This is a genomic window from Nonomuraea sp. H19 (assembly GCF_052068215.1).
Classification (GTDB): Bacteria; Actinomycetota; Actinomycetes; order Streptosporangiales; family Streptosporangiaceae; genus Nonomuraea.
Genome location: NZ_JBQHCV010000031.1, coordinates 64,976 through 79,440, shown reverse-complemented (window position 1 = coordinate 79,440; position 14,465 = coordinate 64,976). Strand labels below are relative to the sequence as shown.

The 14,465-nt window shown below is 69.5% G+C and carries 13 protein-coding genes; 5 read left to right on the top strand and 8 right to left on the bottom strand.

What is annotated here, in order from left to right; all coding sequences use genetic code 11:
• Nucleotides 1–4 precede the first annotated feature (4 nt).
• Nucleotides 5–1,099, bottom strand: coding sequence for a PrsW family intramembrane metalloprotease (locus ACTMTI_RS46565; RefSeq protein WP_441127282.1), 1,095 nt, complete (start codon nucleotides 1,097–1,099; stop codon nucleotides 5–7).
• A 158-nt stretch (nucleotides 1,100–1,257) separates the two neighbouring features.
• Here ACTMTI_RS46565 and ACTMTI_RS46560 point away from each other — a divergent pair, with 158 nt between their 5' ends.
• Nucleotides 1,258–1,656 carry an ester cyclase gene (locus ACTMTI_RS46560; protein WP_441127281.1) on the top strand — a complete coding sequence of 133 codons (399 nt, stop codon included), beginning with the start codon at nucleotides 1,258–1,260 and terminating at the stop codon, nucleotides 1,654–1,656.
• A 32-nt stretch (nucleotides 1,657–1,688) separates the two neighbouring features.
• A complete protein-coding gene (locus ACTMTI_RS46555; RefSeq protein ID WP_441127280.1) occupies nucleotides 1,689–2,171 on the top strand; it encodes a pyridoxamine 5'-phosphate oxidase family protein in 483 nt (160 codons plus the stop codon).
• Here the strand turns inward: ACTMTI_RS46555 and ACTMTI_RS46550 are convergent.
• Nucleotides 2,116–3,525 carry an MFS transporter gene (locus tag ACTMTI_RS46550; RefSeq protein WP_441127279.1) on the bottom strand — a complete coding sequence of 470 codons (1,410 nt, stop codon included), beginning with the start codon at nucleotides 3,523–3,525 and terminating at the stop codon, nucleotides 2,116–2,118. The genes ACTMTI_RS46555 and ACTMTI_RS46550 overlap by 56 nt on opposite strands.
• 166 nt (nucleotides 3,526–3,691) lie before the next feature.
• Between ACTMTI_RS46550 and ACTMTI_RS46545 the strand changes: the two genes are divergently transcribed.
• Nucleotides 3,692–4,516 (top strand): glycerophosphodiester phosphodiesterase, encoded by an 825-nt coding sequence (locus ACTMTI_RS46545; RefSeq protein WP_441127278.1) that lies wholly within the window; start codon nucleotides 3,692–3,694, stop codon nucleotides 4,514–4,516.
• A 178-nt stretch (nucleotides 4,517–4,694) separates the two neighbouring features.
• Here the strand turns inward: ACTMTI_RS46545 and ACTMTI_RS46540 are convergent, their stop codons facing one another.
• The 3 genes from ACTMTI_RS46540 to ACTMTI_RS46530 form a co-directional block, all read right to left on the bottom strand.
• On the bottom strand, nucleotides 4,695–7,502 hold the full coding sequence (locus tag ACTMTI_RS46540; RefSeq protein ID WP_441127277.1) for a vitamin B12-dependent ribonucleotide reductase: 2,808 nt from the start codon (nucleotides 7,500–7,502) through the stop codon (nucleotides 4,695–4,697).
• The gene (gene nrdR / locus ACTMTI_RS46535; protein ID WP_103955744.1) at nucleotides 7,499–7,954 is read right to left on the bottom strand and encodes a transcriptional regulator NrdR; all 456 of its coding nucleotides are present in this window, start codon (nucleotides 7,952–7,954) and stop codon (nucleotides 7,499–7,501) included. The genes ACTMTI_RS46540 and nrdR overlap by 4 nt, the downstream gene beginning before the upstream one ends.
• Before the next feature lie 412 nt (nucleotides 7,955–8,366).
• Nucleotides 8,367–8,741, bottom strand: coding sequence for a LysM peptidoglycan-binding domain-containing protein (locus ACTMTI_RS46530; RefSeq protein ID WP_441127276.1), 375 nt, complete (start codon nucleotides 8,739–8,741; stop codon nucleotides 8,367–8,369).
• Between the two features lie 688 nt (nucleotides 8,742–9,429).
• Between ACTMTI_RS46530 and ACTMTI_RS46525 the strand changes: the two genes are divergently transcribed.
• Both ACTMTI_RS46525 and lexA read left to right on the top strand, forming a co-directional pair.
• Nucleotides 9,430–9,687: a hypothetical protein gene (locus tag ACTMTI_RS46525; RefSeq protein ID WP_441127275.1), complete on the top strand. Its 258-nt coding sequence runs from the start codon at nucleotides 9,430–9,432 to the stop codon at nucleotides 9,685–9,687.
• Complete coding sequence (lexA, locus tag ACTMTI_RS46520) at nucleotides 9,671–10,378, top strand: transcriptional repressor LexA (protein WP_441127274.1); 708 nt, start codon at nucleotides 9,671–9,673, stop codon at nucleotides 10,376–10,378. The genes ACTMTI_RS46525 and lexA overlap by 17 nt, the downstream gene beginning before the upstream one ends.
• Before the next feature lie 251 nt (nucleotides 10,379–10,629).
• On the opposite strand, the gene ACTMTI_RS46515 is transcribed toward lexA, so the two are convergent.
• From ACTMTI_RS46515 to ACTMTI_RS46505, 3 genes are all read right to left on the bottom strand, one after another.
• Entirely contained in the window at nucleotides 10,630–12,072 is a 1,443-nt protein-coding gene (locus ACTMTI_RS46515; protein WP_441127273.1) for a family 43 glycosylhydrolase, read from the bottom strand.
• A 21-nt stretch (nucleotides 12,073–12,093) separates the two neighbouring features.
• Nucleotides 12,094–13,440, bottom strand: a complete 1,347-nt coding sequence (locus tag ACTMTI_RS46510; RefSeq protein ID WP_441127272.1) for a glycoside hydrolase family 43 protein — start codon at nucleotides 13,438–13,440, stop codon at nucleotides 12,094–12,096.
• Nucleotides 13,441–13,556: 116 nt separating this feature from the next.
• Nucleotides 13,557–14,399, bottom strand: coding sequence for an aminoglycoside adenylyltransferase domain-containing protein (locus tag ACTMTI_RS46505; protein ID WP_441127271.1), 843 nt, complete (start codon nucleotides 14,397–14,399; stop codon nucleotides 13,557–13,559).
• Between the last annotated feature and the right edge of the window lie 66 nt (nucleotides 14,400–14,465).

The window sequence follows — 14,465 nt, the reverse complement described above, 5'->3', positions numbered from 1 at the left end:
GCGGTCACCAGCGGCGGGCGTGCGCCATCGCCCCCAGGTACGTATCGCGCTCCACCGCGAACCTGACCGGGTCCATGGCCTGCCGCTCGGCCCGCAGGTGCAGCATGGTCAGCTCGGTCGCCGCCTGCTGGTAGTCGCTCATGGCCTGGCCGAGCCCGGCGCGCCTGGCCCACTTGCGGGCCTCCTTGCGCCCGGACAGCGTGCTGAGCATCCCGACGTCGGCCGCGGTGACCAGCCCGGTCTCCTGGTAGCCGGGCAGGTAGATGCGCATCTTGCTCACCAGCTGGCGCCGCTCGACGACGGTCACGACGATGAGCAGGACGAGCGCCGCCATGATCACCAGGTAGGCGACGCCCAGCCAGGCCAGCGACTTCGTGGTGGCGGCGCCGTTCCACAGGCCGTGCAGGAAGACCGCGCCCAGATAGCCGATCGGGATCGCGGCGAACCTGCCGGCCGTGCGGCGCGTGAGGGCGTACGCGACGCCGAGGCCGATCATGGACGTGTAGACCGGGTGCCCGAGCGGGTCGATCAGGCCGCGCAGCACGAACAGCTGGATCGCGGCGCCTGGGCCGTCCTCGCCGAACGCGAGCAGGTAGTAGCCGACGTTCTCCACGGCGGCGAAGCCCAGTCCGGCCATGGAGGCGTACACGATGCCGTCGGTCAGGCCGTCGATCTCGCGTCTCCTGCGCAGGAGCAGCAGCAGCGCCGCGCCCTTGAGCGCCTCCTCGATCACCGGCGCCAGCAGGACGGCGCCCACGTCCTTGACGACGGCGGCGCCGTACCCGGCCCGGACGAACAACTGCTGGCCCAGGACCGTCAGGGCCACGCCCAGCACGATCGCCACGCCCGCGCCCCACGCGAACGCGAACGCCAGGTGCAGCTTCGGCTCCGGCTCCAGCCTGTCGAGCGAGAGCACCGCGGCGAGCAGCACCGGCAGCGGCGCCACGGCCAGCAGCGCGGACAGCCCGAAGCCGGCCGGACCGCCCGACCACAGCATGATGCCCAGCACGATCAGCGCGAGAACGCCCGAGACGACCAGGCCGATCAGCAGCGCCTTGCTGGGACGCTGGGCGACGGAGCTCGGCGACGGAGCTGTCATGGTGGTGCCTCTCTTTCCGCTCGTCCGCCCACTATGCGCGGTACTCATCGACAGGCGCTTGACGGCCGCTTGATTCCCGCCACCGCCGGTGACCTACCGTGTACGAATACACCCCTCCGCCGGCAAATGAACACCCTCAGCCCGGGTACGGAACCCGGATGATCGCAAAACTGTACGAGCGATGGCTGCTCGAGATGTGGAACGGAGACTTCGAGCTGGCCCGCGACCTGGTCACCCCCGGCTTCGTCGGCCACTGGCCCGGCATGGACGTGCACGGGCCCGACGAACTGATGGAGGCGCTCCGGCAGGGACACGAACCGTTCGCCGACGTCACGGTCACGCTCGACGTGGGCCCGATCGTGGACGGCGACCGGCTGGCCGCCCGGTGGACGTTCGCCGGCGCCTACCGGGGCGGTCTGCCGGGCGCGAGCGCGGCCGCGGGGACGAAGGTGGCCTTCAGCGGGCACGACATCCTGCGCACAGAGGATGGCAAGTTCGCCGAATACTGGGTGATCTCGGATGCCCAAGCCTTCAACCGGCAGCTCGGGATAGGGTGATATCACTGCAAATCCGGACGAGGGGACGGAAGGTGTCGCAGGACCACGGGGTGAGCGTCGAGCCGGGGGCGGGCACGCCGCCCGGCTCACTGACCGACGAGGAGCTCTCGCGGCTGCTCGCCCAGCAGCGCTTCGGCGCGCTGGCGACGAACGAGAGCAGCGGCCGCCCGCACCTGTCCACCGTCCGCTACACCTGGGACCCGGGGCAGCGCGTGGTGCGGATCTCGACCATGGCGGGCCGGATCAAGGTACAGCGGCTGCACCAGGATCCGCGCTGCGCGCTCTACGTGACCAGCGACGACTTCCAGTCCTACGCCGTGGCCGAGGGCGCGGCGGAGCTGTCTCCGGTGAGCGCCGAGCCCGGCGACGAGGTGGGCAGGGAGTTGCTCGCCATGCAGAGCATCGCCGTCGACGAGGTCGCGTTCCTCCGGCAGCTGGTGGCCGACCAGCGGCTGGTGATCAGGATCCGGGTGTCTCAGCTGTACGGTACGGCGCTGGCCGTCCCTTCCGCATAGCGCGGCGCCTGTTGTAGGCCACCGACGCGATCACGACGAGGACGAGAGCCACGTCGATGGCCGCCGACCAGCGCATGGCGGCCACATGGTCCCCGCCGTGCACGACCGCGAAGAACACCGCACCGATCAGGGCCACCCCGCCCGCGCCCGCGAACTGCTGCGCCGTGCTCAGGACGCCGGCGCCGATGCCGGCCTGATGCGGCGCGACCTCCACCAGCGCCGCCCCGATGAGCTGCGGCAGAACCAGCCCGTTGCCCGTGCCGACGAGCATGAGCGCAACCACGAGGTATGTCACCCCCTGGCCCGCCGAGACCATCACCAGGACCAGTCCCAGCGCCGTGACCGTGCCGCCGATCATGACGACGATCAGCCCATACCGCTTGACCAGCCGCGTCCCAAGCAGCGAGGTGACCGAGAACAGCACACCCATCGGCGCGAACGCCAGCCCGGCCTGCAGCGCGGTGAGCCCGAGCCCGCCCTGCAGCAGCAGCGTCAGCGTGAACATGAACGAGGCGAAATACGCCATGAACGCCACGATCGACCCGACCCCTGCCAGGTAGGAGTAGACCTTGAGCAGCGCCAGGTCGAGCACCGGCTGCCCGCCGCGCGCCCCCAGCACCCGCTGCCAGCGCCAGGTCAGCGCGAACACCGGGACGCTCACCGCCAGGCACACCCAGGTCCAGACGGGCCAGCCCAGGCTGTTGCCCAGCCCCAGCGGCACGAGCACCAGCGCCAGCCCGGTGGCCAGCCCCGCCGCACCCGGCACGTCGAGCCGGGACCGGAGGCCCGGCTCCACCTCGGGCAGCAGCCAGGCGGCCAGCGGCACGACGACCAGCCCCACGGGCAGGTTGATGAGGAAGATGATCCGCCAGCCCAGGCCGAACACGTCAGCCGTCAGCAGCAGCCCGCCCAGCACCTGCCCGGCGATCGAGCCGAGGCCGCCGGCGGCGCCGTACCAGCCGAGGGCGCGTCCGCGCTGCTCCGGCGGGTAGACCGCGGAGATCGTGGCCAGCACCTGCGGCACCATCATCGCGCCCGTCAGGCCCTGCAGCAGGCGGGCGGCCACGAGCTGGGCCGGGTTCGCCGCGATTCCGCACAGCAGCGAAGCGATCGTGAACACGGCCACGCCCCAGATGAACAGGCGCCGGTAGCCGTAGCGGTCGCCGAGGCGACCTCCGGTGATCATCCCGGCCGCGTACGTGAAGGCGTAGCCGCCCACGATCAGCTCCAGGGCGGCAGGGCCTGCGTGCAGGTCGGCCTCGATCGAGGGAGCGGCCACGTTCACGACGAAGAAGTCGAACTGGGCCATGAACCATGCCGACAAGAGGACGGCCAGCGTACCGCCAGATTTCACGGTACTCAGGCTAGATCTTCACGGGCGGCGGCTCTCCACCGGCACCACCGGCCTCGCGTGTCGATTGCTCATCCATCCGGCACCCGCGGTCTACTCTGATCTCAACTCGCAGTCACGCATCCAGGTCATCGTCGAGTCGTAGGCCTCTCCCCACCCGAGGAGACCCATGTTCAGACGACTCGCCCTCATCCTCGCCATCGCGCTCACGGCGCTGACCACACCGTCCACCCCGGCCACCGCCGCGACGGTCCTCAACGTCGCCCACCGGGGCGCCTCCGCGTACGCCCCCGAGAACACGATCACCGCCTTCGAGCTGGCCGAAACGCAGCGGGCCGACATGTTCGAGCTCGACGTCCAGGAGACCAAGGATCACGAGCTCGTCCTGATGCACGACACGACGCTCTCCCGCACCACCGACGTCGAGCGCGTCTTCCCCGGCCTGTCCCCGTGGCGCGTCGGCGACCTCACGCTCGCGCAGATCCGCAAGCTGGACGCCGGCTCGTGGTTCGGCGGCAGGTACGACGGCGAGCCGGTGCCCACGCTGGGCGAGGCGCTGCGCAAGATGAGCGGATCGGGGATGGGCCTGCTGCTGGAGGTCAAGCAGCCCGGCCTCTACCCGGGCATCGAGCGCCGCATCGCCGAGGAGCTGCGCCGCCATCCCGGCTGGCTCGCGCCGGGACGGCTGGTGGTGCAGTCGTTCGACTGGGGGTCGATGCGGACCTTCCACGGGCTGCTGCCGGACGTGCCGATCGGGCTGCTCGGCACGCCGTCCACCGCCGACCTGCCCGAGCTGGCGACCTTCGCCGACCAGATCAACCCGCCGTACACCACGCTCACGGCCGCGTACGTACGCCGCGTGCGCGGCCTCGGCATGCAGGTCCTCACCTGGACGGTCGACAGCCCGGCCGCCATGCGGCGCATGCTGGCCTACCGCGTGGACGGCATCATCACCAACAAACCCGACGTCCTGCACGACCTAATCGACGCCTGAGAGCGCCTGAGGCGAACACGACCAGCCATCCCAGCACGGCCTGGCTGAAGGGCTGCTCGCCGTCCACCGCTCTGTGCAGCGCGGCGAGCAGCTCGCCCGGGGGCGAGTCCTTCACCAGGAACCCGTCCCCGGTACGGCGCCGCCGTACCGGGGAGGGCTCTTGCGAATTCGCCTTTCGTCAGCTGCAGCCGCTGGTGGAGCCGCAGCCCTCGCAGACGTAGCAGCTACCGGCGGGACGCATCTTGGTGCCGCAGGTCATGCAGAGCGGCGCGTCGGCAGTGAAGCGCCGGTGGCTCTCCAGCGTCAGCTCCTCGGCCGCCGGCACCGCCAGTTCCTTCGGCCTCTCCTCGATGGGCGCCGACTGCGCCAGCGCCTCGCGGTCCACCGCCTCCTGCAGCGCCGCCGGGTCCTCACCGCGCTGCTGCGCGGCCCGCTCCGCCGCCGAGAAGATGCCCAGGGCCGCCCGCTCCTCGTAAGGCAAGTGGTCGAGGGCGAGACGGCGGAAGATGTAGTCCATCACCGACGTCGCCATCCGGATGTCCGGGTCGTCCGTCATCCCGGCGGGCTCGAAGCGCATGTTGACGAACTTGCTCATGTACGTCTCCAGCGGCACGCCGTACTGGAGCCCTATCGAGATCGCGACGGAGAAGGCGTCCATGACGCCCGCCAGCGTCGAGCCCTGCTTGGACATCTTGAGGAAGACCTCACCGAGCCCGTCGTCAGGGTAGGACGAGGCGGTCATGTAGCCCTTGGCGCCGCCCACCGTGAAGCGGGTGGTCATGCTCGGCCGCTGGTTGGGCATGCGCCGCCGGGTCGGCCGGTTGACCTCGATGACCTTGACCTCGGGCTCCTTCGGCTCCTCCTTCTTGGAGCCGTTGCCGGCCGACAGCGGCTGGCCGACCTTGCAGTTGTCGCGGTAGACGGCCAGGGCCTTGAGCCCCAGCTTCCAGCCCTCCAGGTAGACCTGCTCGATGTCGTCGATCGTGGCCGACTCGGGCAGGTTGACCGTCTTGGAGATGGCGCCGGACAGGAACGGCTGAGTGGCCGCCATCATCCGCACGTGCCCCATCGGCGCGATCGCCCGCTCGCCCATCGCGCAGTCGAACACCTCGTAGTGCTCCTTGCGCAGACCGGGGGCGTCGACGACGTGGCTGTGCTCGGCGATGTACTCGACGATGGCCTCGATCGACTCCTGCTGGTAGCCGAGCTGCTTGAGCGCCCGCGGGATCGTCTGGTTGACGATCTGCATGGACCCGCCGCCGACGAGCTTCTTGAACTTGACCAGCGCCAGGTCCGGCTCGATGCCGGTGGTGTCGCAGTCCATCATCAGCCCGATGGTGCCGGTGGGGGCCAGCAGGCTCGCCTGGGCGTTGCGGTAGCCGTTCTTCTCGCCGAGCTTGAGGCACTCCGACCACTGACGCGACGCCTCGGAGTGGATCTTGGCGTCCATGGAGCCGATGGTGCGCAGGTCGTCGTTCGCCGCCGCGTGCTTGCGCATGACGCGCTTGTGCGGCTCGGCGTTCCTGGCATAACCGTCGTACGGCCCCACCACGCCGGCCAGTTCAGCGCTGCGGCGGTAGGACACGCCGGTCATCAGCGACGTGATCGCGCCCGCCACCGCCCGGCCGCCGTCGGAGTCGTAGGCGTGGCCGGTCGCCATGAGCAGCGCGCCCAGGTTGGCGTAGCCGATGCCGAGCTGCCGGTAGGCCCGCGTGGTCTCGCCGATCTTCTCGGTCGGGAAGTCGGCGAACGAGATCGAGATGTCCATCGCGGTGATGATCAGCTCGGTCAGCTTGACGAAGCCGGCGACATCGAAGGAGTTGTCGTCATTCAGGAACTTCAGCAGGTTGATGCTGGCCAGGTTGCAGGAGGAGTTGTCCAGGTGGACGTATTCGCTGCACGGGTTGCTGGCCGTGATCCGCCCGGTCTCGGGGGTGGTGTGCCAGTCGTTGATCGTGTCGTCGTACTGCACGCCGGGGTCGGCGCACTCCCAGGCTGCCTTGGCCATCTTGCGGAACAGGTCCTTGGCGTCGACCGTCTCGATCACCTCGCCGGTGAGGCGGGCACGCAGGCCGAACCTGTCGCCCTTCTCGACCGCGCGCATGAACTCGTCGGAGACGCGCACCGAGTTGTTGGCGTTCTGGTATTGGACGGAGACGATGTCCTTGCCGCCCAGGTCCATGTCGAACCCGGCGTCCCGCAGCGCGCGGATCTTGTCCTCCTCGCGCGCCTTGGTCTCGATGAACTCCTCGATATCGGGGTGGTCGACGTCCAGCACGACCATCTTGGCCGCCCGGCGGGTCGCGCCGCCCGACTTGATCGTCCCCGCTGAGGCGTCCGCGCCGCGCATGAACGACACGGGGCCGCTGGCCGTGCCGCCGCTGCTGAGCAGCTCCTTCGAGGAGCGGATCCGGGACAGGTTCACACCCGAGCCCGAGCCGCCCTTGAAGATCACGCCCTCTTCTTTGTACCACTCCAGGATCGACTCCATCTGGTCGTCCACGGAGAGGATGAAACACGCCGACACCTGCTGCGGCGACTGGGTGCCCACGTTGAACCAGACCGGCGAGTTGAACGCGAACACCTGGTGCGCCAGCGCGTGCTTGAGCTCATGGTCGAAGATCTCGGCGTCCTCGTCGCCGGCGAAGTAGCCGTGCTCGATGCCGGTCCTGGTGTAGACGCCGACGACCCGGTCGATCAGCTGCTTCAGGCTCCACTCGCGCTGAGGCGTGCCCACGGCGCCGCGGAAGTATTTGGTCGTCACGATGTTGGCCGCGTTGACCGACCAGAAGTCGGGGAACTCGACGCCCCGCTGCTCGAAGTTGATCGAGCCGTCGCGCCAGTTGGTCATGACGACGTCGCGGCGCTCCCACTGGATCTCGTCATATGGGTGCACTCCGGGCTTGGTGAAGATCCGCTTCATCTTCAGCCCCTTGCGTGGACGCTTGCCTCCGCGTGCCACTGAACCGCTGGCCGTCTCCGTCATGACTCCCCCTTCTCCGCCTTCAACTGAGAGATCTCGGCCTCGAAGTCCGCCAGGCTCTCGAAACCGCGATATACCGATGCGAATCGCAGGTAGGCCACCTCGTCGAGCTCCCGCAGCGGGCCGAGGATCGCCAGGCCGACCTCGTTGGAGGGAAGCTCGGCCGCGCCCTTGGCCCTGATCGCTTCCTCCACCCGTTGCCCGAGCTGCGCCAGCGAGTCCTCGCTGACCGGCCTGCCCTGACACGCCCGCCGCACACCGGCGACGACCTTGTCCCGCGAGAACGGCTCCGTCACTCCGCTGCGCTTGCTCACCATGAGCAGTACGGTCTCCTGCGTGGTGAACCTGCGCCCGCACTCGGGACAGGTGCGGCGGCGCCTGATGGCCGCGCCGTCGTCCGTCGAACGACTGTCGATGACCCTGGTGTCAGGGTGGCGACAGAACGGACAGTGCACGCTTCGCCTCCTAGACCTGCGGCCACCACACGGGTGAATGCCGTCGTCACGGGACGCTCGCGCACACTCTGCGGCTGGCCACGGAGCGGTCACGAAAACACAAGGTGTGGTGAACTACATCGGTGTAACTACTAGATGTTGTGGTCCAACCGTAGAAGCGCGCGACCATGAACGCAAGTTGAGCGCCCCCACCGGACCCCCGTGGGAGTGAAGCCGCTGATCAGCCCCTAGCCATCTGGAGCCCCCCGGCGTGTCGTCCCCGTCACGGGAGCCGGAGCGACGTCGCGGCGCTGGTCGGCGTCACATGGATTGATCGCGGTCACGTCCGTGAACAAACCTCACAACGGTACCGGACCGCTGACGCCCGCCCCTCTGGCACCCGCCCCCGGCGCCTGTCAGATCCGCCTGGCGATCATCGCACTGCGGCGGCCGTGTCGCGCGGGACGTAGACCCGGGTGCCGGGGTGGATGATGGAGTCCGGCAGGCCGTTCAGGCGCTTGATCTCATCCACGACGGTCCCCGGATCGTCACCGCCGGAAAGCGCGTCGGCGATCGCCCAGAGCGTGTCCCCCTCGCGAACCTCCACCCATGGCAATCCCGCCGTGCTGGGCACCACGACCTGCACGGCCGCATGGCTCACGGCGCGCGTGCCGAGCCAGAATCCGCCCAGCGACAACAACGCCATCCCCACCACCAGCACGACCCGCCCCCGGCGAGTCAGCCGCAGCGGCGGCGCGGGACGGCGTCCCCGCCGTGCCGCCACCCGCCGGTCGAGCCGAGCCGCCATCCGCCGACCGGGCCGAGCTGCCGTCCGCCGGTCGCGCCGCCTCACGAGGCGACGGCTCCACAGCCCACCCGTCCCCTTGGCACTCCTGGACGACCGCCCCCGCCCCTTGCCGGCCCTCTGCTCACGCCCGCCGCCGGCCTTCTGCCCTCGCCCCGTGATATCCCTCTGCTCTCGCCGCACGTCGGCTCCCGATATCCGCCGCACGTCGGCTCCCGGTTTCCGCCGCGCGGTGCCTCCCGTACGGACAGCGCCGGGGCCGTCCGCGCTGCGTCCGCGACCCTCACCCTCCTCCGTCGGCGCCCTCCGGCCGGCCCGCCGCGCCTCGCCCCGGGTTTCCGCGATCGGCCGGGGACCGGGCCCGCGTACGGCGACCGTCTCGGCATCGTCCGGGCGCACCCCTCCACGCCCCGGCGGCGCGGCGGCATCCACGTCGGCGTCCGGGCGCGGCGGGGGCACCAGGCGCAGCCGGGGCCGCCCCTGACCCCGTCCCGAACCGCCTCCGGACGAAGAGCCCCCGCGCTTTCCCGCGCCACCTGAACGGGACCCCAACCTCTTACCGGAATTTCCCTGGGAGGCGGTCTCCGTACGCGTATTCTCTGTGCGTCGGTCCTTACTCTGCGTGGCGTCGGCGACAAGTGTCAGCCGTTTGGCGTCTTCGCTGGTCGTGTCGGGGATCGGGGTCGTTCGCATGGATGACCTCCTGCCGTGTGGCCTGAGGAAAAGGCCAATAAAGATCAGCAAATCGAACACGGTGTCGATCGAACTCCCGTACGATGTTGTACACCACACTGGCGACAAATTCGAGGAAGACTCGAACAATTGTTTGAAGATGATCTTCAACAGCGATAACGTCGCTGTGTGCGACATCAAGACCACAGAACGGGAGGTCCGCCGGTGCGGCGGGCCGCCCGGCGAGGAGGAGAAGCAGCATGACCGACCGGGATGACGCAAACGGGGTCAGCGACCTCGCGGTGCGCCGACGCGACTCCCTGGGTCTGACGCCCAGGCAGCGCAAGATCCTCGCGGTGATCCGCGACTCGGTGCAACAGCGCGGCTATCCGCCCTCCATGCGGGAGATCGGCGAAGCGGTGCAGCTGACCAGCACCTCCAGCGTGTCTCATCAGCTGACGGCATTGCAGCGCAAGGGCTACCTCAGGCGCGACCCGCACCGGCCGCGCGCCCTCGAGGTGCGACTGCCGGGGGAGCCGGTGCTGTGGGTGAACCCGGAGGCGACGGACGAGGAGCCCACGGTCAACCGGCCCACGGCCGCCTACGTCCCGCTCGTCGGCCGCATCGCCGCCGGTGGCCCGATTCTGGCAGAGGAGAGCGTCGAGGACGTCTTCGCCCTGCCCAAGCAGCTCGTCGGCGAGGGCACGCTGTTCCTCCTGCAGGTCACCGGTGACTCCATGATCGAGGCGGCCATCGCCGACGGCGACTGGGTGGTCGTCCGCCAGCAGCCGGTGGCGGAGAGCGGCGACATCGTGGCCGCCATGATCGAGGGCGAGGCCACCGTCAAGACCTTCAAGCGCAAGGACGGCCATGTCTGGCTCGTCCCCCACAACGCCAACTACGAGCCCATCCCGGGTGACGAGGCCAGCGTTCTGGGCAAGGTCGTAGCCGTCCTGCGCCGGTTGTAGCCGACCGGTGGCTCAGGCGCGCGTCAAACCGCCGCGCCGCGATCCGGCGCGCGCCCAAATACGCACCGTGAGGCACGGCACCACACCGCCGCCCTCGCCTGCCGTCAGGCTCACCCCTCAACACACGAGTCCCCCTGCCACGCACGACCCGCCCCTCAAGGCGTGAGCGCGCCCTGATCGCGCTCGGCGTGTGGAGGCCCGTCCGGCATGTCCACACATGAAGGACGAAGCCACGTTAGGTCTTCAGGACCTCATTCGAGGACGAAGCTGGCGCTGCTCCGGAAGGCGCTCGTCCCGTCGTTCTGCTCGACCCACACCTGCCCGGCCCGATGCCGCAGGAAATACCCCGGGAAGTTCGCCGACTCCAGCGAGACTGTGCCCGACCCCGCCAGCCCGCTCCGCCGATGGAAGCTGGCGTCGGCGTTGAACAGGCTGGTCCCGTCCCGCTGCGCCACCCACGCCTCGAAGTTGCGATGCCGCAGGAAGTATCCGGGGAAGTTGGTCGACTCCAGCGAGACCGTACCGGACCCGGACAGCCCCGTGACGAGCCGGAACTGCGAGTCGGCCAGCGGCGAGACGTTCCCCTCCACCCGGACGCGGTAGTCCCAGTGCCGCACCGCCTGCCCCGCCAGGTCGTACGACATCAGCCGCACCGGCGTCACCCCGTCGGGCACCGGGATGCCGAAGTCCGGGGTGCCGTCCGCCCGCCAGTACACCTTCTGCACCCGGGTACGCCGGTTCGGATCGTTGAGCGGATCGCCGGTGATGTCCCGGTAGTTGCGGTCGTGGTAGACGAGGATGTCGCTCTGGCCGTCCTCCGAGACGGTGAAGGAGTTGTGGCCGGGACCGTACTGGCTGGTCGCGGCGCTGGAGGCGAAGACCGGGTTCGGGCTCTTCGTCCAGGAGGACGCCTGCAGCGGGTCCGCCGAGGCGGAGGCGGTCAGCAGGCCGAGGCAGTAGTTGGCGTCGGTGGCGCTGGCGGAGTAGGTGAGGAAGAGCCGCCCGTTGCGTTGCAGCACCGACGGCCCCTCGGCCACCTTGTAGCCGCGCGTCTCCCAGGCCAGCGTCGGCACGGTGAGCCGGGTCGTGGGGCCGGTGATCGTCCAGGGGTTGGCGCCCATGCGGGCGATGTACAGGTTGGAGTTGGTCGCGATGCCCGGCTCCTGCTGCGCCCACAGCAGGTAGCGCGCGCCGCCCGCGACGAAGGTCGTGGCGTCGAGGGAGAAGGTGTCCCACGGGGTGGTGATGCGGCCACGCTCGGTCCACGTGCCGGTCAGCGGGTTGGCGCTGGAGCTCTCCAGTACGTACATGCGGATCCGCCAGACGTCGTCGGCCCGGCCGGCGGCGAAGTAGACGTACCACTTGCCGTTGATGAAATGGATCTCCGGCGCCCAGATGTGCGCGCCCATCTCGCCGGTGGCGTGTTTGCGCCAGATGACCGTCTCCGGCGCGCTCGCCAGGCCCTGGATGGTGGTGGCCCGGCGCAGCACAATGCGGTCGTACTGCGGGACGGTCGCGGTGAAGTAGTAGTAGCCGTCGCTGTGGCGGAAGATGTGCGGGTCGGCGCGCTGCGCGGCCAGCGGGTTGGTGTACTGCACGGCGGGAGAGGCGTGGGCGGCGCCCGGCGACAGCAGGTTGGCGATCACGATGAGCAGCGTAGCCACCAGGATGGCCACCGGTTTCCTCAAGGGCATCGGCTCGTCCTTTCGTCGAGATCAGGCGAGGGGCGAGGTGACCGTGTACGAGGCGTCGGAGGCGAACACCGATCCGGATTCCCGCAGGTCCAGCCGCAGCTCGTAGTTGTAGTGGCGCAGGTAGCGACCTGGCAGGTTGTAGGACTCGAACGAGATCGTGCCCCCGCCCGCCAGCCCGGCCCGGCCGCAGAACGTGGCGTCGCCCTTGAAGATCGCCGAGCCGTCGTCACGTTGCAGGGTCAGCCGCAGGTTGTAGTGCCGCAGGTAGTAGCCGGGATAGTTGACCGCCTGGAAGGAGTGGCAACCGGAGTGGGCCAGCCCCGCCGAGACGGCTAACGAGGCGTCCTGCCGGTCGGCGAGCGGGCTGGAGGAGCTGAGCGGGTCCACGTAGGCCAGGTGGTCGCGGTGGCGTACGTACCGGTCGGGGAAGTTGGCCGAGCGCAGCGAACGGTTGCCGGTCGGTACGGCCGTGCTGTCGCCGACGTCCTCGCGCAGCACGGTGAAGTGCCGGGCGATGCCGGACAGTCCCGGCAGCTCGGCCCTGGCGCCGAACGAGTTCAGGTTCGAGCTGTCGGCGTAGTAGTAGCGCCCGCCGGTGTAGTTGTCGAAGTAGATCCGCCAGCGGCCGTCGGGCAGCCGCGTCAGCGCCGGGCCCTCCAGCCCGGAGCCCCAGCCGGCCCAGTTGCCGGTGCCGGTGAACTGCCACGGGCCGTTGAGCGAGGTGGCGGTGGCGTGCTCGATGTACTTGGTCGTCTCGTTCTTGAGGAAGTTGTGGTAGGTGGAGCCGACCTTGACGACGAAGCTGTCGATGTAGTTGGCCGGGATGCCCAGCGGCGTCGGTGCGCTCCAGGCCGACAGGGCGCTGTTGGTGGCGGTGATCCGGTACGGCCGGAACTGCCCCGCCGTGCCCGTCGTGGACGCCGAGTAGATGACGTGGACACTGCCGTCGGAGTCCCTGAACCACTCCGGCGCCCAGGTGCTGCCGGCCGCGCCGTTCAGGCCGACGGTGACGTTGCGGAGGAACGTCCAGGTCACGTAGTCGGCACTGCGGGCGAAGCCGATCGTGTCGCCGGTCCAGTCGGTGGTGTAGACGAGGTAGTAGTAACCGTCGGTGTGCCGCAGCACGCTGGGGTCGCGGATCAGGCCGGACGGGGGCGTGTAGGCGTTGGCCCGTACGAGGATGAAGTTGGTGGCGTTCGCCGAGTCGTAGACGTACATGTTGGACTGGCTGCTGTTGGTGAACGCCGTCATCAGGTAGTGCGGCGCGGGACCGGCGGCGCGGGCCGTGGCCGGCGCGTACATGACGGCCGCGACGGTGACGAGCAGCGCGACGGCCAGGGTCCGTAAGTTGCCGCGACGTGTACGCATCGGGCGGCCCTCCGCGATGTTAGCGTTAACACAGCATCACGCCGGGATTGGCGTGGTGATGGTGTTTCGGGCGTATTCGTACCTCGGGGTCGGCCCGCCGTCAATCCCCCGCCCAGTCAGCGGGCGGCGTACACCTCGTGCGCGGCGATGATCGCCTGGTCGGCGAAGGCCAGCACGTCGCGCCGCCGTTCGAACGGCGAGCCGTAGAGCGAGCGCCGGGGCGTGCCGAAATGCTCGCCCAGCCCCGCGACGAGGCTCCCGAGCGACGGCTGGGCGGAATCGTCCTCGCGCAGGCGCAGTGCCTCGTTCACGACGCGGTGCCAGCGCTCGGGGAACACCTCCAGCGCGTGCCGGGCCGCGCCCGTCTTCGAAGTGAGCTCGCCGGTCACCAGCGTGTAGTGCAGCCGGGAGACGCCCGTGACGATCCACACGGTCGCGTACCCGCCGAGCGAGGCCAGCCCCCACGGGGAGATCGGGCGGGCGGCCCGGGTCACCAGGCGTCGCCAGTAGCGGTCCAGATTGTCGTCCGTCCAGGCCGCGAGTGCGGCTGGATCGCTCCAGATGTCGAACTCGCCCGGCTTGGGACCGCGACAGGTCACGCCGTGGCGGGCCAGGGTGTGCCAGGTGATCGGGCCGACGCCGCCCCGGGGGTTGAGCTTGCCGGCGTGCGCGCACGGGCGTACGCCGAGGTCGGAGGGGCCGCGGCGGAGATCATCCCAGGTGAGGTAGACGCCTTCGAACGGGTGGGCGCCGAGGTCGGCGTGGATGCGTTCGAGCAATTCGATCGGCGGGGCGGCGGCCGTCACCGCGACGAAGTCCACGTCGCTCGTGTCGGGCCGGTAGTCGTCGAGAGCCGCCGACCCCTCCAAGTAGAGCCCTTCGATCAGCCCGGGCGCCGCCGCGTCGGCCACTGACAGGTACGTCTCGACAATCGCGTCGATCTTCGCGTGGGGCGTCATCACTGTTCAGCCTGCCACAACCGACCTCGCCGCCTCATCACATTCCGAAATCCTAGAATGTCGGAG

What these genes read in the sequence shown, in the direction of transcription:
- ACTMTI_RS46515 (WP_441127273.1), bottom strand. Translation starts at nt 12,072, where the DNA reads ATGCCCTTGAGGAAACCGGTGGCCATCCTGGTGGCTACGCTGCTCATC.
- ACTMTI_RS46565 (WP_441127282.1), bottom strand. Translation starts at nt 1,099, where the DNA reads ATGACAGCTCCGTCGCCGAGCTCCGTCGCCCAGCGTCCCAGCAAGGCG.
- ACTMTI_RS46560 (WP_441127281.1), top strand. Translation starts at nt 1,258, where the DNA reads ATGATCGCAAAACTGTACGAGCGATGGCTGCTCGAGATGTGGAACGGA.
- lexA (WP_441127274.1), top strand. Translation starts at nt 9,671, where the DNA reads ATGACCGACCGGGATGACGCAAACGGGGTCAGCGACCTCGCGGTGCGC.
- ACTMTI_RS46510 (WP_441127272.1), bottom strand. Translation starts at nt 13,440, where the DNA reads ATGCGTACACGTCGCGGCAACTTACGGACCCTGGCCGTCGCGCTGCTC.
- ACTMTI_RS46505 (WP_441127271.1), bottom strand. Translation starts at nt 14,399, where the DNA reads ATGACGCCCCACGCGAAGATCGACGCGATTGTCGAGACGTACCTGTCA.
- ACTMTI_RS46540 (WP_441127277.1), bottom strand. Translation starts at nt 7,502, where the DNA reads ATGACGGAGACGGCCAGCGGTTCAGTGGCACGCGGAGGCAAGCGTCCA.
- ACTMTI_RS46530 (WP_441127276.1), bottom strand. Translation starts at nt 8,741, where the DNA reads ATGGCGGCTCGGCTCGACCGGCGGGTGGCGGCACGGCGGGGACGCCGT.
- ACTMTI_RS46545 (WP_441127278.1), top strand. Translation starts at nt 3,692, where the DNA reads ATGTTCAGACGACTCGCCCTCATCCTCGCCATCGCGCTCACGGCGCTG.
- ACTMTI_RS46525 (WP_441127275.1), top strand. Translation starts at nt 9,430, where the DNA reads ATGGATGACCTCCTGCCGTGTGGCCTGAGGAAAAGGCCAATAAAGATC.